Source organism: Glaciimonas immobilis (assembly GCF_011947285.1).
Classification (GTDB): Bacteria; Pseudomonadota; Gammaproteobacteria; order Burkholderiales; family Burkholderiaceae_D; genus Glaciimonas; species Glaciimonas immobilis.
The window spans coordinates 540562-560698 of the sequence record NZ_JAAOZT010000002.1; the positions used below are offsets into that span (position 1 = coordinate 540562).

Below are 20137 nucleotides of genomic sequence, written 5' to 3' on the forward strand. Positions count from 1 at the left end.
GATCACGTTTAAGAAGGGATCGAAATTATCGACCCACATCAATCAGGATCCACCCGCGTCAATTCTCGTTGTGCCCACTGTGCCGGTTCAGCAGCCGGGATTAGTACCTCCGAGGGAGTTTTTGTTGACTCTTTGTTTTGCTCTACCATCCGTTTCGGGCGGTGATTTCTTGCGGTATCGGAACTAATAGTCGGAGTGCTTCCCTGACCGGTTGTCGGTTCAGAAAGCGTTGTGTTTGACGATCGTGCTGCGACTTTATAGGATGCACCATCCTCATCATTATCAATATCATTATCGCCCCACGCCAGATAAAGCGATTGGTCATGTTGCGGTCCCCGTCTTTTGAGGAGTTGCACTTCAATGCCGTTATTAGCCGGACGCAGCAATAGCCGTAAAGGCGCAGGGGAGGATTCATGCGCTGCACTTAAAGGGCGTATCATCCACAGCATGGTATCGCTGGCTTGTGCGGCCAGATGAAGGCGGCGCAGTGCATCGGTCCTGATATGTGGCTGCCAGAACAACAGCGCGCCGCAACTTCCATTGCGTAAAATTTGCTCAGCCGCCCACAGCGCATCGGCGCTACCCGTAGTCTTGACCCAGAGCATGCGTTGCGTCGCGAGTCCCCACCCACGGCACGCCGCGATCTGCGGTATATGCGGAGGTTGTAGCAGAATCACCCGGCGATTCTGTTGTGTCAGGGCTGTTAGGACCGGTTGTAATAATTGGATTTCGCCACTGCCGGCTTGTTGTACTAATAATTCTATCAACGCAGAATGCGGCCAGCCGCCGTTGGGTAATTCCCGATCCAGCGCCGCATGACCTGAGGCCATCACAGCACCACGGTAAGATGCCATTTGATTGCCGCGCCACAGTGCATGCGGCAATGTGGCAACCAGAGACTGTGCCGCAGCCGATATGCTGGACACGCGAGGCGGTAAAACACGATGTGAAATAGCGGACATAATCATTAGCAGCAGTAAGCGCTAGCAGCTTTAGCCGCTGACGCAATTAACAAAGTTGATGAAATGAGAAAAATAAAAATCTCAATACACTGTATAAATATACAGTATTTTCCTAAAATTCTATTAGTAATTTTGTTTTAAAGCGACACGAACCCGATTTTTCTTACTTTTAAGCGACAACAGGTATCACTTAATTTATAAGTAAATTTTTTGATTGGAATGTTTAATGGATGCGGTCCGTGCTTGGGAAGCACTTACATTGATCATTTTTGCAGATTAATGAAGGATGCAATCAGCGTTTTATTCGGACAGATTATTTGTCCAACTCTGGGTAATGGCGAAAAATCCCTTGCTGATTAAAGGGTACCCGCCGGGTGGATGCCAAATAACGTGCTATACGCGGTTGAGAAGCCACTAATTGATGGAGCGCCATCAGGTGAGGGTAGCCGGACGCCAATCGCTTCATCGTTTTTGGAAATGCAAAACGTAAGCCGGCGATGATCTGAAACATTGAGAGATCAACATAAGATAATTTGTCGCCTAACAAGTAGGGCTCATTATGCGGATTACGCGCCAGTACCGACTCAAAATAATCAAAAAATTTGGGTATTCTGACAGCTGTAAAATCGTTGGCACGACGGCGTGCTTCGGGTTTTTGATCTTTGTAATAAAGTTCACTTGACACGGGATGATGCGTGTCGTGCACCTCAGTGACAAGGTCGGCAATCGTTAGTTGCAATTGATGCGCCCACAAACGACTTGCTTCGTCTTCTGGCACCAAATTCAATCGTGGTCCCAAAAAAAGGAGAATATTTGCAGTCTGTCCAATGACCATATCGCCAGCCTGCAAAAATGGCGGCGCAAAAGAGGGCGAGGGATTGCGTTGATCCTCAATCAACCGCATCATGGCCGCAACGCCCATTCCGCTACGTTCTGAACGGCGGGCCACATCTGTGTAGGTTGCGCCTGCCTGCTCCAAAGCCAGGCGTACAAACTCTCCGCGTCCCTGTATTGTTGGCCAGTAATATAGTTTATAGCGCATGGCTTACTATAACTTGAAGGTGTTGAATAACACAAGGTGACCGATCATGGCGGATGACAGCCGGTTTTTGGAAGCCTAACGCAATCGATAGTTGGCAAAGTTAGCAGCATAACTTTGGGAAGAAGCTGTAGTATGTTTTATACCGTGATGCAGTGCTGACAGCGTCAAATTTCAATCAGTGAACTTCTACTCGTTTCAATGGGTCACTCTATATGAGTATAACGTTTTGGGAGTTTTTGATTAAACATGCGCTAATGATAGCGGGTACACGGTCCTATAGCATTTGACATTTCACAGAGAGCATATTCTGCTAGCGGTAAATAGACTAAATGAACAAAATATTTCTAATCTATACGGTTCGTTGGGTTACACGTTTGCTAGCAGTCTGCATCTTATGGACAGGCGCTGGGATAGTCATTGCCGAGACACCCGATAATTCGACTGCAGCAGAAAATTATTCAGCTACCAGCCTAAAGACAAAATATACGGCGTTGGGCGCGCAGCTTACGCATAATCAATTTAATCGGCCCTTATTTTTAAACTCCGTTGAATCCCCTAGTCATTTAAAGGGCGATATATATGCCGTGGTAGATTATCCTTTTGCGACCGTTAACACGGCACTTAACGATCCCGCACATTGGTGTGATGTGCTAAACCTGCACATAAATATTAAATATTGCCAAGCGTCAGCAGAGAAGGGCGGTAGTAACCTTCTGGTGAGCATTGGCACCAAATACGATAAGCCCCTATACGAAGCATTTCAGGTAAAATTTTCTTATGGCGTCGTAGCGATCACGCCCGACTATTTTGCGGTGCGCCTGAACGCAAAAACCGGTCCACTCGGCACGAGCGACTATCATATTGAACTTGAGGCTGTGTCGCTTGAAAACGGTAAGACTTTTTTACATATGACCTATTCTTACGCGTACAGCTTTACCGGGCGTATGGCGATGAAAAGTTATCTTGCGACAATCGGTCGGGATAAAGTGGGCTTTACGTTACAGGACGCGACAAATAATCAGTCTCTAAAACATCCAGATTATATTGGCGGCGTGCGTGGCTTAATAGAGCGTAATACCATGCGTTATTACCTGGCCATTGATTCTTATCTTGCTACATTGTCCGCACCGTCAACGGCTCAGCGCGAAATGCGCCTCGAACATTGGTTTTCGTCTACCGAGCAGTATTCCAGACAGTTACACGAAATGGATCGCGCTGCCTACCTTAAGATGAAGCATAGCGAATATCTGCGGCAGCAAAAGGCACCCATCCAGGCTCCGTCGTGAAGAGTATTGTAATGTTGAAATAATTGCGGTTTCAAGTAGCAAGCGCAACAACGAGTCAATGAGAAGTATCTTTGGGATGTTGCAATAACGCGATGTGCTGAGTCTAAAAGACGAGCGGTGTTTTATAATTGAGCCGAGTTCTTGGTCAAGTATTGAGCGATAAAGCGATGGCGTCAAAGGTAAAAAGCTTAATACATAAATATCATGCGCGTCGCCTATTGCTGCGGCGACTCCCAAGTTACATGTTTACGGGGCTTTGTTCCCGGTCATTCGACACCACTGAATCTTCTTTGGTAACCACAACAAATTGCGTGCAACACCGACCACGAACATACCTCCATTATGAAATACCGCTCATCGTTTATATTCAGCACATCGTGTTATTGCAACATCCTAAAAATACTAGTTTTTAACTCAGTGTTGCGCCTGCTACTTGAAACCGCTCGATTGGAAAACAAGTTTCGTCATGCAACTAACGGGTGATTATAAGTAATTGCTCTACCAGTTGACGTACATCGACATATACATACCACTTATTATGAAACTATCCTGGAGGCCTATGCCGCGTGGGCATCGAACGATCCGGCTTTAAATCCACCAATGTTATGCTTGTTGGTGCCCTCTACGCCGAACACTATCAGAACGCCCTATGACCCCGTCAACAGGCTGCGTTTGACCCCGTATTGCCGGAATCGTCGGAGCTTATTTTGTTTTAACCTTACTTAGCAGTGTTGTTATCTGGGAAAAAGGAATTATATTATTAGTGGGTGCGTTTGTACTGCTACTCATACTACTAATAAAAGCTGTTCCCGAGGTGGCTCCAACTCCCTCAGTAACATAGTTTAGAACACTAGGTAGGGTACCTAAAATAGACGTGATGGGTGACGCAGGAATTGTTTTATTAATAACGTTTTGCAGCTCGCCTACAGTAGTAGCGGGCAGTGGCGGTCCGGTGTTAATAATACTGACTTTAGAATTTGATGCGTTGTCTGTTTCGATAGCGCCACTATTAACTGTATCAGTTACCCCGATAACAGGACTCGCTGATATAGACCCTCTTAGCCGTAGATCCTGCGTTTAATCCGATGATCACATTATAATGGGAAGAGTCCGAACAGGTTGCAGCGAATACTATACCGCAGGCACAACTAATCAAAACGAATGCTAAAAAAATGACTTTCTAACTATACGTTCTTTTTTAAATGAATTCATTTGATTTTTTTGTAAGGAGCACAACTTAGCCTTTGCCATAAGTGATATAGGCTGAAACAAGTCTATTTACATAAAACTCCTACGTTGAAATATTTAAATAAACGTGCGTTTGATTCTGATTCACAAATTTTTTTCTCGATATGACTATTTATTTCCTAATAGGTAATTTGTGACATTGAAGTTTATCAACACCTCCCATTTGCAAAGTTTTGTTGTATTTGGACGGATAGATTAGCCTTTTGGTTCTATCGCGTCACCAAAGTCATCGATACGCGCAAGGAGATTACTGACCTTGAAGATAATAGCGAACCGAGATGCTGCGATTTTCGATCGATGTTAGTCGGTGTGCATCCGCTGGTATTTAGGGCTGCCCGTGAGTTACCGCCATTTTGAAGAAATGATGGAAGAATGTAGTGTGGCAGTCGACTACTTATCGATCAATAGCTGGGTGCTCAGATTTTTTTCCGTTACTGGGAAGCTCATTCCGTACATACAAGCGTCAGGTTGCTTTAGGCTGGGGATAGATGAGACCATTGCCCATCAAGCGTCTAACCAATCAGATGCTCAACTTAATTCTTTCGGTCCGTCAAAAACGTATTGGCCGACATCGAACTCATGCACATGATTCGTGAAGGATAGATACTAGTCACAGCAATATGATGGCGTATACGATAAGTTTTATGTTTTGGCAAGACAAATCCGTGCAATTTACAGCTGGATAAAAAGTCTGCTATCAATCTGATTTTTCTTTGTTAATGCGACAGAACTCCGAAATATCTTGTACGATTATTTGTACTCCCGGCTTACCGAAATAGCTAAATAAAACGCGGCTGACATTCACGTCAAGCAAGCGACCATCGCCAAGGTAAGCCTGGCCTTCCCAACTAACAACCGATTCATTTTGAAGATACTTATTTGGCACATAAACCATCAGCGAATCGAAAGACCAGCCTAAAAGATCGTCCAAATGTGACGTGCAGAAAAGCCGTTGTGCTACGGCATTAGCGAAGACAATACGTCCATCGACTTCAATTAAAATTGAAAACGGTGATAACTCAACCAATAACCTGTAACGCTCCTCACTCTCAAGCAGGGCGACGACTGCGGTTTCGCGCTCTTTTACTTCAAAGTAAAGTTCCAGTCTTTTTTCGTCCAACAATATTTCTGCTTGTTGACGCGCATTATTAGCTCTGGTCAACCGACGTTCGTACAATTCCTTATCGTAGTTTAGTTTCATTTAAAATTTTGAGTGTGAATTGAGTATGGGTGCTTTGTTCGCCAGATAAATCTAGCCGGCTTATAGATATCACTTCATTAAAATGGCTGATAGCACCGCGAATCACACCTTCTGCAATATCCGAAAAAGGAAATTTTGAGCAATATATTAAGATCAATTCCGACGGTTTTCGAAGGAGACAATCAAAACTTGGTAGCTGGTCTAGGTACAATTCTTTAACCTCTAAAGGCATCTTTTTATCTAAAAAGGATAAAAAACTAAAGGTCGAATAGAGGTCAAAAAGATTTACGCGATTTCTTCGCATGAAACTCGCGAATAAAAATTTGCCAAAAGCACAGAGCAATAAGCGTTTGGAAATACCTGTTTTGGCACTTAAATGGCCTACTAATTCGACTATTTCAATATGATCGTATGAGCCAACGGAAGTGTAAGCTCCAGCCGTTTCCAGCGTCGCGATCGACATTACTTCGTCCGCCACTTCGACCGAAAATAACGTCTCCATCATAGTTACGAAATCTTGAAAAATAATCCCTTTCATTTCAATCCTAAAAAATGCATATTTAAGTACGGTGATATGTCGCCTTATCCATGGTAGTTGTCAAAAAATATCGCCTCGAGCTATGCTGCTTTCTTTAATGCTTCTGGATGACTTCGTTCTGAATTGAGCCAAACTCCTTTTTCAGTGCTTAATCCGAGTGCGCTGACCAGCGCTCCAGGTGCCGCTGTTTTGCAGCTTCATTGACTTGCTCGCGGTATCTTAGAATCGCTGTATTCCGGTCATCATGGGACTACCGTGGGTGTGACGAATTTCAGGCCACCGTGCTTGCGCTGATGCTTGTGCCACTACACAAATTTCAATGTCCGGTCCCGTGCTTGCTCGACATTAATTACTTATCTGTTAAGTGACAAAGGTTAGTTGTGTCTGGCAGTTGTTGTGGACCTGCTCAATAGGGGAGTGATTGGCCGGTCGCTCATGCTCCGTGTGACGAACGATATGACGAACGATATCGTGATCGACGGATTGAATATGGCATGGTTTCGCATGTGACCGGCACCAAGCGTTATGCATCATTCTGGTCGTGGCATTAGTACGTCAGCTATGCGTTTCAAGCACACCTCAAGGGATTTGGTAGGACCTGCTCCATGAGTCGCAAAAGAAAATGCCAAAGTAATGCTCTGACCGACAACTGGTCCAACCTCTTCAAGAACCAACGGCATCATGGACTGTGCTACTCCACTCACGCCGAGATGAAGTCAGTTAGCTTTAAGTATGTGGAAGTTTTTTATAATCATAAGCGGCTACATTCGACACTCGACTATCGATCACCAATCCGGCGTTTATAATGCTGGCAAACTGAAAAGGAGAAGCAAAATTAGCGGGATAAAATTCGCGCTACAAAAGAAGAAATATCCACCCAAGGAAATGAACGCTTCCCTCATGATGTGCTAATGGAAGAGTTTCATATAGAAGCTCATAATTCAGTCAGCAGCATTACAAAATGCAAATAAATATATCAAGTACTGTGGACTAATATCTTTTAACCCCTCATGATGTTACGGGTAAATAGACATTAAAACTATGAAAAATAAGCAAAAACAATAGTAAATTCATGCCATTTTTTCATAAATATAGGCGCCACTTTTTATGATTTTTTAAAATGTATTATAGGAGTGTTGTGATATTTTTTTAACGTATGAAATACGGGGTGTAGAAAATCGTGTGAAATCGTATCAATTTTTCAGCGTAATTTCCCGCAGGGGCATTGCCTTCTTTTTGATAATGTTAAGGAGCGCCAAATACAACGGCTTGCTCACGGCACCACACCGGTAACGCTAGTCAGTGCTGGCATAAACGAGTTATCGCAATACCGGGCGTGGCCCAATCTGAAACGAAGTGCGTCGGATTTAGTAAAGATGGTTGCATGAAATGACGCGACAGGTGGCTTGACGGAGGCTGATGGGGAGGGCGCCGATTAAATTTACTTCGTTTGATTAACTTACAAATAACGCAATAGAATTTGCAAGAAAGTGAATATGAATATTCCCTGTTCCAGCAAATCCATCCACTACTTTTACCTGCCATGCCCAAGCTAGAAGTGCCTTTTATTATTTATTTATTCACTAGCGCCCTGTATTCGCCTTTGTATTCGCCCTTGTATTCAGTTAAATGTAAACTAACGTAAGGGTACCGGAACCACTTGGCGTGATCGCAGAGGTCGCGCCCTTTACATAAGCAGTGCTAATATAAGATGTCATTATCAGGCTTCCCGCAAGCGTTGTAAAAGAGTCCGGTGTCGTGGCACCAGCCAGCTTGGCAAAGCCAATGGTGTATCCCGGCGCAGCATAATAGGCAGGAAGATTGTTGGGGCCGGTCCCCGTCCAGCTCGTGGTGTTGTTGGGAGCATTTAAGAATTGACCCACTGCGACAGTGTCGATAACAGTATTGACAAAACTTATCTGAAACGAACCAATAGCTGCCGTTCCTGCACCATCCACCATGCCATACCGAATAGCATCATTCGCATCCAGGGCAAATGTTTTCCCTGGCTTGTTATCCACAAAAGATACTTCCACTTTGGTGGGTGCAGAGCAGATAATGCTAATGGGTACCAACACATTTGGCATGGCATAGGAGGTGCCAACTACGGCATAAGTTTTGATAAGCGATGTTGAAATCGAACCAAGGTTGACTGCTCCTCCCGTCAAGGCCACATTGCACGCATCGGGTGCAATCGTTCCGGTCACTCCAAAAGCTGAACTACTCGCATTGGCGTTAATGACCGTTGCCAACAGAGTGCTAGCTATAAGTATTTTTTTGAACATGATTTTCAATTCCAAAAATAATAATTTGGGAAACGTGATGTACCTCTTTTAACCCCAACAATTAAAAGCGGGTATTTACCGGAAGGGTAAAACTAAAATAATTTAAAATTAGACGCGTAATTGTCGATCGCTATTTATTCAAGAACGGTCACCGTCAAGCGACCTGTCGCCTATTTCAAGCAGCAATCTTTACTAATTCCGGTTCACTTCGTTCGGGATTGAGCACACCTGATATTACAATATTCAGTTTATGGTAGCACCTGACCATCGTTGCGGTGTGCATTTTCTCGCTACCCCATAGGCGTCTTTACGTTGCTTGAATCTCGTTTGTACTTTTTATCATGCCGTTGCGTGGTGTGACGAATTTCAGTCCACTGTGCTTGTGCTGATGGTTGGCCAACGCACAAACTCCCTATGTCAGCATAGATGTCGCGTCATTTGATTTTTATAAATGTATTAGGGGTGGAGCAAAGTCGTGAAGTGAAACGTTATTCCGCAGAACGAAGGAAGCCTTTTTGAGGCGAATGATGGCCTCAGAATGCTCTCAGAGCTGGCCCGTGAGAACGGCACCTCAGAAACAGCCCTTCTATAATTGGCGACGCCAGTTAAAAACAGAGGGAGTGCCGATGCGGGGTAACGGAGGAATGCTGAAGAATGGTAATTTGAGGTGGTGCTGTAGACGGTGCATATCAATGAAGCCGAGATGGCCGAATATTGCCGAATCAAAGCTTTGTTCGTCCAGCAAATTGCTATGCGGCGTGAAGCCTGTCAGGACGCCGACGCACACTCTGCAGAGTGTCAGCAGACCAAGCGTGAGGAGGGTAAAAATCACCGCAATGAAATCAAGCAGCTGAAGAAGGAATTGCAGCGCAAGGGAAAAGCACCGGCCTAGGCAGCAGAGCTGATCATTTTGCGAAAAAAAGCCGGGCTATCTGGGAGATCAAGTGAACCCGACACTGGGTATTAAAGAACGAGGTTCGGCTCAATCTGGAACGAAATCAGCCAGAAACACTAAAGCAAGCACCCTAACTTGACCCGTCAACTTTGTTGACAACTATCGTTTTCCTAATAAATTTTGCTAATTGTGTACGTCAAAGAGCGGGCGCATTGAAAGCGCCCTGTATTGAATTAAAGGTAAACCAGCGTCAGGGTACCGGAACTGGTTGGCGTGATGGCAGCGGTTGCACCCTTTACATAGGCAGCGCTAATGTAAGGGCTCATTATCAGGTTTCCGGCAAGCGTTGTAAAAGAATCCGGTGTCGTGGCGCTGGCCAGCTTGGCAAAGCCAATTGTGTAGCCGGGCGAAGCAAAAATGGCAGACAGATTGCTGGGGCCGGTCGCCGTCCAGGTCGTGGTGTTGTTGGGGGCGTTTAAAAATTGACCCACTGCGACGGTGTCGATAACAGTATTGTTAAAATTTATTGCAATCGAACCAATAGCTGCCGTTCCTGCACCATCAACCATGCCATACCGAATAGGATCATTTGTATCTATAGCAAATACTTTCCCTACCTTGTTGTCCACAAAAGAAACTTCCACTTTCGTGGGTGCCGAACAGACGATGCTGATGGGTACCGCCACAGATGGCATTGCATAGGAGGTTTGCGCTAGGCCATAACCTTTTACAACCGATGCGTTAATCGAACCGAGGTTGACTGTTCCCCCCGTCAACGTCACATTACACGCTTCGGGCGTAATCGTTCCGGTCACTCCGAAAGCTGAACTGCTTGCATTGGCATTAATGATTGTTGCCAACAGTGCGCTTGCTACTAGTACTTTTTTTAACATGATTTCAATTCCATAAATAATAATGTGGGAAACGTGATGCACCTCTTTTAACCCCAACAATTAAAAGCGGATATTTTTACCCATAGGGTAAAGTTAATAATTTAAAATTGACGCGTCATTGTCGATCGCTACTTATTCAGGAACAAGTTACGTAGATACACGGATTCAGACTATCTCCATTAAATAGATGTTTTAGAAATAAATTTTCAGACGAACATAATTGCGATACAACTTTTTTTCCTAAACTAAACTTTGATGATTGTGTACGTCAAAAAACGGGCGCATTGAAAGCGCCTTGTATCGAATTAAAGGTAAACCAGCGTCAGGGTACCGGAACCGGTTGGCGTGATAGCCGCAGTTGCAGACTTCACATAAACACCGCTAATGAAAGTGGAAAACGTTAGGTTTCCGGCAAGTGTTGTAAAAGAATCTGGTGTCGTGGCGCCGGCCAGCTTGGCAAAGCCAATTGTGTATCCTTGCGCGCCAAAAGACGCAGGAAGACCGGTGGGGCCGGTTGCAGTCCAGGTCGTGGTGTTGTTGGGAGCGTTTAAAAATTGACCCACTGCGACGTTATCGATAACCGTACTGGTAAAACTCGTTTGATACGTACCAATAGCTGTCGTGCCTGCACCATCCACAATGCCATACCGAATGGCATCATGCGCATCCAGAGCAAATACTTTCCCTACCTTGTTGTCCACAAAAGAAACTTCCACTTTGGTGGGTGCCGAGCAGATGATGCTAATGGGTACTAACACATTTGGCATTGAATAAGAGGTTCCGAGCGTCCCATAACCTTTTACAACCGATGTTGAAATCGAACCGAGGTTGACTGTTCCCCCCGTCAATGTCACATTGCACGCTTCGGGCGTAATCGTTCCGGTCAATCCGAAAGCTGAACTGCTTGCGTTGGCATTAATGATTGTTGCCAACAGTGCGCTTGCTACCAGTACTTTTTTGAACATGATTTTCAATTCCATAAATAATAAATTGGGAACGTAATCCACCGCTTTTAACCCCAACAATTAAAAGCGGATATTTACCGGTAAGGTAAATTAATAATTTAAAATTGACGCGTCATTGTCGAGCGCTATTTATTCAGGAACAAGTTATGTAGATCCATGCATTCAAATTATTTCCAGTGAATATATGTTTAAAAATAATTTACCACCGAATCGACGGACCTTGTGCCTCGGAGAATACTCTTTCATGGAATATTGTTAATATCAACAGAACATCCACTAATTGCCTAAAAAATTGTGATGTCGGGATCAAACATCGTGACTAGTATCAGACTTAACAGCACGCCACTTGCCAACAGTGCGCCTGCTACCAATATTTTTTTGAACATGATTTTAATTCCATAAATAATAATGTGGGAAATGGGATGCACCTCTTTTAACCCCAATAATTAAAAGCGGATATTTACCGGAAAGGTAAAATTCACCATCGAATCGACGGACTTTGTGCCTCGGGGAATACTCTTTTATGGCATATTGTTAGTACCATTCATCAGACCATCCGCTCGATAAAATTTGCCTAAAAAATTGGGATGTCGGGATCAAACATCGTGACTAATATCAGACTTAACAGCACGCCACTTTTGGTCATTGCTCTCCCACCAATTGGACAGAAATGCTACTTTCGAACAACACTTTAGAACGTAGCGAATAATTGTCAGGTAATAATCCGGTCAACTGCAGTTGAAGGGAAAATGATTTCCTGGACTTCTCGGGCACGCGTGACAAGTCCAGCGCGATGACGCCGTTTTGCGTTATATCGACCCCTTCCGCATAGGCGCTTGCCGCTACTCCTTCAACCTTCATCTGGACGGGAGTGCCACCGACGCTGGCACCTTGGATCCGCAATTGCATCGCTCCCACCTCGCCCCAGCGCACCAGTGGTTTACCTATGATGGCGGTCAGGTTGCCAAACTGGAGCCGGAAGGTGGCTTGGGTGGCGTCGCAACTGCCGTTGATTACCTGGTTTTTTGTTCCCATCGAGCGGTAGCCCGCCACGCTGGCGGGCCGCAGCGATGCCACTGACAAGTGCCCGAGCTGCACGCTCTGCATCGACACCACCACGTGGCAAGTAGCGTCCGCGGCACCAGCTGCTAGCAGCAGCGTCGCAATCAGAGCAACGCGACGCCCGGCGCATAGTATGCGAGCGCTTGTATCGGTAATGTGGCGGATGACCATAATTTCTCCTTTATTGGCAGGTGGCAGTGCCACGCTGAAAGCTGCCGCCTGCGGTTATCTCGGTTAATGCAATTCGCTGCAAGGTGCAAGTGGCACCATCAAGCATGCGCACCGAGTACAACCGATCATTTTTTAGATCACTGATCATCACGCGCCCACCCTTGAGCGAAATCGCAGAAAATTCGCCCTCCTTGCCGAATACAGGCAAGCCTTCGGGCAATTCTTCACCGTTGCGGGTGATCGCCAATAACACGCGCTGCACCTTGCTTGCCTTCATGTCGAGCTGGACAAAGGCACCACGCCCGGCCCGCACCACTTGCACCGTCTGCTCGACATCAATATCGGATGTCAGTGAAGGGGTGACAATTTCCACGTTCGAATTGGAAAATGGAATGAGCCCAGGAATGGCAGCCAAACCGTTGTAGCCAGACCAGACGCTGCCTTGCGGCGTATTCAACTCTACGCCAGCGATGTCGCCGAGCTTGACCACGGCAAAGGTATCCTGGATCGGATTGGCTGCGAACGCCGCCCCTTGCCCGCTAATCACGACGCCACCGCTGGCTTGGACAAAGTAATTGCTCATGCCGGGCGCGCTGCCAGCGCCAAACGAAATCGACGTATACCTAGGTACGGCATTGAACGATATGTTTTTTGCCCCCGAGTCCGGTGCAGAAACCGTCTTTTCAAACGTGCCCCTGTAGCTGAACGTATCGCTCAGGCGCTGCTCAATGCTGGTGTCGATGACGGTGTTTTGCTGGCCCGTGTTATTGGAACGGTGCGCATTGCTGGTGAACGTGGCGTCATGCCCTAATGGAACCGAAAAATTGATGAACAGGCTATTGTTAGACTGTCCTGCACGCTGATTAGACGCCTGAGCTGTCCCTTGACTGGCTGCATAGGTTTGCATGGTGCGCGCCAGGTACACGCCCAATTGCCCCGGCCCCAAGGTCGAACTCCATCCAGCCGCGTAAGTGTTCGTCGCTGGTGCCGCGAACATGGTCTGGTGTGTGACGCTGACATTGAGGGTGCCCAGCCATTTGCTGTTCCATTGGACGCTCGCGCCCATTTGCGCATGCACGGATGCCGCTTGCGGGTCGTCTTGTCGGCCATTGAGAGAGGTAACCTTGCTCTGGGTTTCTTGTGCGGAACGGTAACGGGCCGTACGCAGATTGGCGGACAACCCCAGTTGCACATTAGTGGCATTGGCCCAGGCCAGCGAGGTGCTGCCCAGCATGCCGCTCGTACCGCTATTCATGTCGCGCGCGGCCAGCGCTTGCACATAGGCGGAAGCGCGGCCATATAAGCCCGTCCGATCCAACGGGTTCGATTGGGCGCCCATTGCAGCACCGACGGAAGCATATTTCCCAGCCGCCAGGGCACCTGTAGAAAAACTAATTATCGAGTTGTATTGCCAGCCCTTTTCAAACGTTAACAGCGGCACCGAACGCACGCCACTGTTGGAGCCAACGTCCGACAACATGCCTGCCGAAGCGTAAATCCCGCCAGTCGCGGCATTGGCGTCGGCAAGCAAGGTGTCGCTAGCAGCGACAGTGAAACGCTGTTCGGCACCATTTTCTTCTGTTACTTTTACTTGCAAATCATCGGTACGGTTGCCCCGCTGATAGTCAGTGAGCTTGAACGGGCCGGGTGGCACCACGGTGGAGAGCAAGATGACGCCGTTTTGCGAGATGACGACGCGCGCCCGCGTTGCGGCGATGCCTGTGACGGGGTATTTGTTTTGAGAGCGCAACGCTGTTTCTGGAAACCATTGGGCGCCGATGAACGGAATACCGCTAAACATCGGGCCTTGCGTAAACGTGAAACCGCCTTGCAAAATCTGTTTTTCATCGACAAAGGTGGTTTGCGCATAAGCGTTAGCGAAGCGCCATTGCGCTTGGCCGTTCTGGTTCGAATACGACTGGTTTGAACGTACTATCCAGTCGTTCCAGTTAAAGCCAGCCTGCGTATCGACTTGCGTGAAGTAGCTTTTTGCGTGTCCCGCCAGAATGTTGGAAAACGTCGACGTGCGGTAATTAAACATGGCCGCAGTGCCGCCTTGTTCAATCTGCGCAGCTGCCAGCGCGACGATTGTTTGCACGGGTGTCGTGATGTCGACCGTGACCTTGGAGGCGTCCAGCACGACAACGGTTTGCGCAGATACCCCGCCAGGGCCAGGGCAAAGGGAGGTCTCTGCTGGATTGGGCGTCAAGGCTAACTGCACCGATGGCTGGAGCGCTGGCGTTGCTAGTGGCGTTGTCGCTATGTTTGCCGAAGGTGGTATTTGAACTTTTTTTGAGGCCACGTTGGCGGCACCAATCAGGCCGACTGAGCGTAAGAATGATGGCGAAAAGCACAGCTTGCCCGTCTCGTCAAAAACTGCATTTTTGCGCCCGATCGGGGCACCATTAATAATGACGTCGACGATGCTCTTTCCGGGCGGAAAGCGCGCAGCCTTGCGGAAATAATCGCTGATTTCAGGTTGCAGTCCGCGTGCCTTCATGATGTCGCTATCAAATTCTTGCATATCCGCACCATCGCGGGGGAGGGCATTGTCCTTGCCATTAATGACCGCGGTTGCGGCAAGCAGAATAGGGGCCGACTCACCCGTCGCCTGCATGGTTTCGCTGGCATGCAGCTGGTGCATGCCCAAGCTGGCCAGCAAGATGGCAAAAGCGAAACGAGCACCGAATGAGTTTGAAAATACAACATAAATGGGTAAGCGAGGCTTCAAGGGTGAGTGAGATACAAAAATCATGTCGCGGCGAGGCTTTAACGTTCTATGGCAGCATCGAAAGGGTCGACGTCAAAACCGTAAGGTGATGCTGGGAAAATGCGCAGCGATGTCGTCGTGTCCGTTATGCCGCCAGGCACGGTTACGGAAAACGATTCACCTGGCAACACGTATGTACGCGGCAAAATCTTCAAGCTGGTATTTGTCATCAACAGCGAAATGGTTTGCGACAAGCGCACCACATATGGGCTGGGGTTGCTGAGCGTAAGCTGGTCGCCAGCCAGGTGGAAGTGCAGTTTTTTCCAGGGCATCGGGTCTTGTTCTAGGCCGGCCGGGGAAATAATGACGGGCATATCTTGCCGGACAGTGGTACTGATCTTGCCCTTGCCATCGACCTTGACCGCAGGGATACCCTCGAAGAGGACTCGTTTCAAGTGTTGTACCTTGAGGGGCGTTGCCGTTTCATCGAGGACGAACCTGACGATTTGACGTCCGTGCGCTTCAACACGCATGACGGCCGGAAGCGGATAGACAGTAGTGCCCTTGTCATCAGGGATATCGACGATGGTCGTAAGTAACAGCAGCGGTTCATCGTCCGTGTTTAGTACGCCCATTTGAGCGTTATTACTTTTTTCTGTAATTAACAATAAAGTTGTATCGGGCAAGATGCCGGTGGCGCCAGCCAGTATGTGCAGTCCCAAAAGAGAAACAGCGACAAGCTGTTTAAGGTAGTATTTTTTGCAGTATTTTTGATTAATCATACGAAAATTTATAACTCCATCATGGATAATTGGTAATCTCGTGTTGCCTCCTTCAAAAGTGGGCATACACCTTGTAGAAAAAACGGAAACGTGACGTGCTCGGGCACCTTTGCCGCAATGCGTCGTCTTATCGTCTGCTAACTGCTTGTGAACTTTTCCCTCATCGCGTTCCAGTGAGCTTTTAACTCACCCAGCTACTCAATCACCTAATCGAGCAATTACTCCTGCGCCGCAGCGACATCCTATCGGGCACGATGCAGCAAGTACTGCAAGCTACAAGGCGTCGTTGCTGCGCCGTCTCCCCAAGTCGCCACCATGCTTGCGGTCCAGCGGACTGGGCAGACCTACCAGATTCCAGGGCACACTGTTACATTCATACGCCCGGATCGTTCACCGATATAAGTAAAGTGACCTTTCAAATGTCTTTACCAAATTCGCAAGGAGCTATATAATTGCCACACGACATCTTTGGTGGCTGCAGCCTTCAATCCGTCGAGCTTAAAATAATAAAAGTTAAGAAATTAAAGAACGATTAAAATTACAACTGTATCAATGTGGATCTGTATTAATAGCTATCTGTAGCACTAACTTATGACGTCCAAAATAAGATAAAAAACAAGATAATTTTTATCTTCTTTAGTCAAAGTAGATGAAACTTCGGAACATGTTTATCAAGCTGTGCATGCTTTTTACTACCCACAAGTGGGAGCTAAACCTTGCCTAGCTGTTAATTAATTTGCTTTCTTTACACTTGCTCTGTTTTACTTTGCAAAATAAAATTGCTAAACCATTTGACCTACTTTGATAAAGTCATACCTTTTATCAAGGTGCAAACCTTCGTGCCTTTTATTAATGGCATGGATGATCAAGCTCAAAGGCTTCCATGTCGGCTGCAGCAGCTTGATGTCATGCCATCTGACGCCGTCCACGTGAATAGCTATTGGAATGTCGTGTGACCATTAATCAGGCTGCCTTCTTGCAGTACTTGGTATGGTCGTTGGGAAAATCGTTCTATTGCACGTTAACATCATTTAAATCTTTGTTTATAACTCTTAGCTCCTGTCGCTTCAAAGCGCTGCCATAAAACCTTTACTCACAACAAAAGCGTGCCCCCGAGTTGGGCCACCAGAATGTGTTGATATTAGTTGAGCCAAAATACCGAAGCTGTGAGCCCACGAACGAAGCAACGCAAAAAGCGGCTTTGTCTTAGGGGCGAGTGATCAGGCCGATCGCTTGTCGCGTTTGCGTCCGAGTTTAACTTTCGGCCGGGCCTTGCGTTTGGAGCGGCGCATCGGAAGTGTCAGGTAACGGAGGAAGTTTATTCTTCGCGTTTTTCTACCTTCTGACATCCTGCGTTACTTAACACTACAATCTCATCGCTGTGCAACAGGTATGCACTTGCGTCAGGTCATAACTCTCACGTTCTTAAAAGTTATCACAATGACTCTTAAGCTGCGAATTATATGGTGAAGTTTATATTTTTTATATGAATAAAGCACTTTATGACTGTTCATTCGTGCCGCGTTCGATTTTGTTGCGTTAGCAACGGCGGGGCGGAATTTGTTAAGAATCCCTCATCTTCCTTTAAGCTGACCTCTAAAACTTCCCCTTACTTTGAGCGATTACGTAAAATTCTATATAGCCACTTTACGTCGTGAGTCTGCCTGATGATCGTCCTGAAACTGAGTTTGTTTGCTGAGGAAGAGCTTGGGAATCGTCGAGAGAGATTAAGTCATCCGTTGATCGAGTTGCGCAAACATGTCGATTTTGTGGCGCAATCCGCTGTTACTTATGTGTGCCGCCTTGTCCCTCGCCTGCCAAAGGTGGGCGGCCGGTATTGGAAGACGTTGATGACGCGCGTGAATACCAGTTGCTTGATGAACACCAACCGTCGCAGTTCTCTGACTTTTTAGACCTGACGGGCAGCAGCCCAACTCCTGATGCAAAAACATTCGGCTGTTTCGCGACCATCAGGCGCAAGCCGGATTGGGAGCGCAATTGTTCGACCAGATACAGCAACGACTGCTCGCACATGGGTATATGGCGCGTTGGGGCCAGACCATTGATGCCTTGTTAGTGCAGGCGTCGATACAATCCAATAAACGCGAAGAGGCCGACATCGCCAGGCAAAGTATCATGTCCATCGAATGGAAAAAGAACAGGCGTGCCCAGAAAGATGTCGATCTTAATAACACCATCAGGGGCGTTTATGCCGACCACGGTTACCTGGCGTGCAGAGAGAAACCAGCTTGATGCGTGCCAGTTGGCAAGTGCAGATTCATGCAGAGGATTTTCCAGTAAGGCCATTTACGCAGCGCAAAAGGCGTAATTGCGGCATCGCTACCCTGCGTGCCAGAATCAAAAATGTCTTCCGTGGGCTGTCACAGATGGGAGGAAAACTAATGTGCTGCATCGGCGGGATATGCAACCCGATTTGCACTAATCTGAAAGCGGGAAGTTATAACGCTGAAGCGTACAGTATTTTTAAAAGAATGCCGCCCCGTAGCGATCAGAGCGAAGAAAAGTCGACTGAAAAGAGGCTGCAATCGTAAACAAGGGTCGAAATTCAAGCGATCCAACCCATAAAATCCCCTTGGTCTGCTGAATTTTGGACGATATTAAACTTTTTTAAAGCTCACGATTACTTTTTTGATCCGGCCCATTTGCTGTCGCAGTATTCCAAATGTGGAAAACGTTGTCATCGAGGCTGCCTTAGGTGCGTGGCATTAGGGTAATCGGGTGGGCATTAAACCTACGCCAGAAGTTTTATTTTGACTTGGCCAGCACACATTGCTTATCATAAATTGATACAATTTTTTTATGAGCTTTCGAAAATGAGCCTGGGGCACAGCCAGTTATTTTTTTAAATACTTTACAAAAATAAATGGGATCATCGAATCCAGAGCGCCTGCCAATTTCTGCGATCGTAAGCGTTGAGAAATGATCGTCTTTTAGCATACGTATGGCTGCTGTCATTCTCATTGTTCGCAGACTTTCTAAAAAAGTTTTTTCCTCTAAATTAGAAGCAAATTGTCGATGTACTTCACGCAAAGAAATATTAAAATTTTGTGCAAGCCGCATGACACACATATCGGGGACCATGTAATGCTGTTCCATCCAGTCATACATACGTCCGAAAAGATCTTTAGGACGCCGAAAACTATGCTCTTGCGTAGGAGAAGGATAGGCCTCTTCGAACGCAAAAATATAAAGAGACATTATATGGTTTAATATTAATTCGAGACGATTTCCGCATTTTAATGTTTTTTGTGGCACGTTTCGAATATAACAAGAAAGAACCGCACCCCAACCTTTAGTTGCCGATAATTCTATACCAATATATTTCTGGGATGGATTTAACCATTTATTAACACAGGAATCGGGAATAGTTAGAATTAATAAGTTATTTTTATTTGAATCACATAGTAAATTTTGCTTCGAAAAGGTTAAAACAATTTTACTCACTACACCTTCAGGTGGGCTCGATTCATCAATAGATTCCTGCTCTTCCGTAAGTTGCAGTGCGTACCGAAAAGTATTTTTATTTTCATTATGAGTTACGGTTTCTAAAATTTTAAGAACGGCCGTACCTACATCTAAAGGAAATTTATTAAAAGGCACGGGTACAATCGAAATTCCACTGCCACAATCTGCCGCAGCATTAAAAATCTTCGGTGATTTGATATCTTCGTATTCCCCCTTAAATTTGTTCCGATTTTCTCTCAAATTTATTAGTGGCCCATCAGGATTTTTCATTTGGCGACTATCTTTCTATATAAATAAAAGTACTTCATAATTAACTTTAATTACAAGAAAGTTGATCTCAACATGTCCGAATGCTATACCTAATTAATAAATAAAATATTTAGCGTTGGACCCATTTAAAAAAATTTTGTATAAGAATTATTTATTAATTACCGCCCAAATACTTCCGGTGACAAATAACCAAAAGTTAAATGCAATCTGGATTATTTATAAAATTCGACGAAGTATTGTCAAAATCGCCTTCTGCGTGGCTTGGGAGCCCTATTTAAGATTCAAAAGAACCTCTCCATCACCGAATTGAGTTTCCTATGTCAAAAAATCTTCGCTACATC

Annotated in this window: 16 protein-coding genes; 5 read left to right on the forward strand and 11 right to left on the reverse strand. The window is 46.2% G+C overall.

Annotated elements, in window-relative coordinates:
• Positions 1-38: 38 nt before the first annotated feature.
• Both imuA and HAV38_RS04790 read right to left on the reverse strand, forming a co-directional pair.
• The gene (gene imuA, locus HAV38_RS04785; protein ID WP_168052876.1) at positions 39-962 is read right to left on the reverse strand and encodes a translesion DNA synthesis-associated protein ImuA; all 924 of its coding nucleotides are present in this window, start codon (positions 960-962) and stop codon (positions 39-41) included.
• A gap of 313 nt (positions 963-1275) precedes the next feature.
• Entirely contained in the window at positions 1276-2004 is a 729-nt protein-coding gene (locus HAV38_RS04790; RefSeq protein WP_168052878.1) for a glutathione S-transferase, read from the reverse strand.
• A gap of 329 nt (positions 2005-2333) precedes the next feature.
• On the opposite strand from HAV38_RS04790, the gene HAV38_RS04795 reads away from it, so the two are divergent.
• The gene (locus HAV38_RS04795) at positions 2334-3290 is read left to right on the forward strand and encodes a hypothetical protein (protein WP_245182192.1); all 957 of its coding nucleotides are present in this window, start codon (positions 2334-2336) and stop codon (positions 3288-3290) included.
• Positions 3291-5235: 1945 nt separating this feature from the next.
• Here HAV38_RS04795 and HAV38_RS04800 read toward each other — a convergent pair.
• Positions 5236-5739, reverse strand: coding sequence for a PAS domain S-box protein (locus HAV38_RS04800; protein ID WP_168052880.1), 504 nt, complete (start codon positions 5737-5739; stop codon positions 5236-5238).
• Complete coding sequence (locus HAV38_RS04805; RefSeq protein WP_168052882.1) at positions 5720-6277, reverse strand: heme NO-binding domain-containing protein; 558 nt, start codon at positions 6275-6277, stop codon at positions 5720-5722. Before HAV38_RS04805 ends, HAV38_RS04800 begins: the two co-directional genes overlap by 20 nt.
• Before the next feature lie 605 nt (positions 6278-6882).
• Here HAV38_RS04805 and HAV38_RS22245 point away from each other — a divergent pair.
• Positions 6883-7083 carry an IS3 family transposase gene (locus HAV38_RS22245; protein ID WP_168052884.1) on the forward strand — a complete coding sequence of 67 codons (201 nt, stop codon included), beginning with the start codon at positions 6883-6885 and terminating at the stop codon, positions 7081-7083.
• A gap of 819 nt (positions 7084-7902) precedes the next feature.
• Here HAV38_RS22245 and HAV38_RS04815 read toward each other — a convergent pair.
• Positions 7903-8562: a DUF1120 domain-containing protein gene (locus HAV38_RS04815; protein WP_168052886.1), complete on the reverse strand. Its 660-nt coding sequence runs from the start codon at positions 8560-8562 to the stop codon at positions 7903-7905.
• A gap of 682 nt (positions 8563-9244) precedes the next feature.
• Here HAV38_RS04815 and HAV38_RS04820 point away from each other — a divergent pair.
• Positions 9245-9454 carry a transposase gene (locus HAV38_RS04820; protein WP_168052888.1) on the forward strand — a complete coding sequence of 70 codons (210 nt, stop codon included), beginning with the start codon at positions 9245-9247 and terminating at the stop codon, positions 9452-9454.
• 236 nt (positions 9455-9690) lie between these two features.
• On the opposite strand, the gene HAV38_RS04825 is transcribed toward HAV38_RS04820, so the two are convergent.
• The 5 genes from HAV38_RS04825 to HAV38_RS04845 all read right to left on the reverse strand — a co-directional run bounded on the left by HAV38_RS04825 (position 9691) and on the right by HAV38_RS04845 (position 16040).
• Positions 9691-10350, reverse strand: a complete 660-nt coding sequence (locus HAV38_RS04825; protein ID WP_168052890.1) for a DUF1120 domain-containing protein — start codon at positions 10348-10350, stop codon at positions 9691-9693.
• Positions 10351-10655: 305 nt separating this feature from the next.
• On the reverse strand, positions 10656-11315 hold the full coding sequence (locus tag HAV38_RS04830) for a DUF1120 domain-containing protein (RefSeq protein WP_168052892.1): 660 nt from the start codon (positions 11313-11315) through the stop codon (positions 10656-10658).
• Between the two features lie 642 nt (positions 11316-11957).
• The gene (locus tag HAV38_RS04835; protein WP_168052894.1) at positions 11958-12548 is read right to left on the reverse strand and encodes a hypothetical protein; all 591 of its coding nucleotides are present in this window, start codon (positions 12546-12548) and stop codon (positions 11958-11960) included.
• A gap of 10 nt (positions 12549-12558) precedes the next feature.
• On the reverse strand, positions 12559-15192 hold the full coding sequence (locus HAV38_RS04840) for a fimbria/pilus outer membrane usher protein (protein WP_168052896.1): 2634 nt from the start codon (positions 15190-15192) through the stop codon (positions 12559-12561).
• Between the two features lie 125 nt (positions 15193-15317).
• Positions 15318-16040 (reverse strand): fimbria/pilus chaperone family protein, encoded by a 723-nt coding sequence (locus tag HAV38_RS04845; RefSeq protein WP_168052898.1) that lies wholly within the window; start codon positions 16038-16040, stop codon positions 15318-15320.
• A gap of 1667 nt (positions 16041-17707) precedes the next feature.
• On the opposite strand from HAV38_RS04845, the gene HAV38_RS04850 reads away from it, so the two are divergent.
• Positions 17708-17953: a hypothetical protein gene (locus tag HAV38_RS04850; RefSeq protein WP_168052900.1), complete on the forward strand. Its 246-nt coding sequence runs from the start codon at positions 17708-17710 to the stop codon at positions 17951-17953.
• Between the two features lie 85 nt (positions 17954-18038).
• Complete coding sequence (locus HAV38_RS04855; RefSeq protein ID WP_168052902.1) at positions 18039-18293, forward strand: hypothetical protein; 255 nt, start codon at positions 18039-18041, stop codon at positions 18291-18293.
• Between the two features lie 513 nt (positions 18294-18806).
• Here the strand turns inward: HAV38_RS04855 and HAV38_RS04860 are convergent.
• Positions 18807-19796: a helix-turn-helix transcriptional regulator gene (locus HAV38_RS04860; protein ID WP_168052904.1), complete on the reverse strand. Its 990-nt coding sequence runs from the start codon at positions 19794-19796 to the stop codon at positions 18807-18809.
• Between the last annotated feature and the right edge of the window lie 341 nt (positions 19797-20137).

What these genes read in the sequence shown, in the direction of transcription:
- HAV38_RS22245 (WP_168052884.1), top strand. Translation starts at nt 6,883, where the DNA reads ATGAGTCGCAAAAGAAAATGCCAAAGTAATGCTCTGACCGACAACTGG.
- HAV38_RS04805 (WP_168052882.1), bottom strand. Translation starts at nt 6,277, where the DNA reads ATGAAAGGGATTATTTTTCAAGATTTCGTAACTATGATGGAGACGTTA.
- HAV38_RS04795 (WP_245182192.1), top strand. Translation starts at nt 2,334, where the DNA reads ATGAACAAAATATTTCTAATCTATACGGTTCGTTGGGTTACACGTTTG.
- HAV38_RS04850 (WP_168052900.1), top strand. Translation starts at nt 17,708, where the DNA reads ATGATCGTCCTGAAACTGAGTTTGTTTGCTGAGGAAGAGCTTGGGAAT.
- HAV38_RS04860 (WP_168052904.1), bottom strand. Translation starts at nt 19,796, where the DNA reads ATGAAAAATCCTGATGGGCCACTAATAAATTTGAGAGAAAATCGGAAC.
- HAV38_RS04800 (WP_168052880.1), bottom strand. Translation starts at nt 5,739, where the DNA reads ATGAAACTAAACTACGATAAGGAATTGTACGAACGTCGGTTGACCAGA.
- HAV38_RS04790 (WP_168052878.1), bottom strand. Translation starts at nt 2,004, where the DNA reads ATGCGCTATAAACTATATTACTGGCCAACAATACAGGGACGCGGAGAG.
- HAV38_RS04830 (WP_168052892.1), bottom strand. Translation starts at nt 11,315, where the DNA reads ATGTTCAAAAAAGTACTGGTAGCAAGCGCACTGTTGGCAACAATCATT.
- HAV38_RS04840 (WP_168052896.1), bottom strand. Translation starts at nt 15,192, where the DNA reads ATGCACCAGCTGCATGCCAGCGAAACCATGCAGGCGACGGGTGAGTCG.
- HAV38_RS04815 (WP_168052886.1), bottom strand. Translation starts at nt 8,562, where the DNA reads ATGTTCAAAAAAATACTTATAGCTAGCACTCTGTTGGCAACGGTCATT.
- HAV38_RS04845 (WP_168052898.1), bottom strand. Translation starts at nt 16,040, where the DNA reads ATGATTAATCAAAAATACTGCAAAAAATACTACCTTAAACAGCTTGTC.
- HAV38_RS04835 (WP_168052894.1), bottom strand. Translation starts at nt 12,548, where the DNA reads ATGGTCATCCGCCACATTACCGATACAAGCGCTCGCATACTATGCGCC.
- HAV38_RS04825 (WP_168052890.1), bottom strand. Translation starts at nt 10,350, where the DNA reads ATGTTAAAAAAAGTACTAGTAGCAAGCGCACTGTTGGCAACAATCATT.
- imuA (WP_168052876.1), bottom strand. Translation starts at nt 962, where the DNA reads ATGTCCGCTATTTCACATCGTGTTTTACCGCCTCGCGTGTCCAGCATA.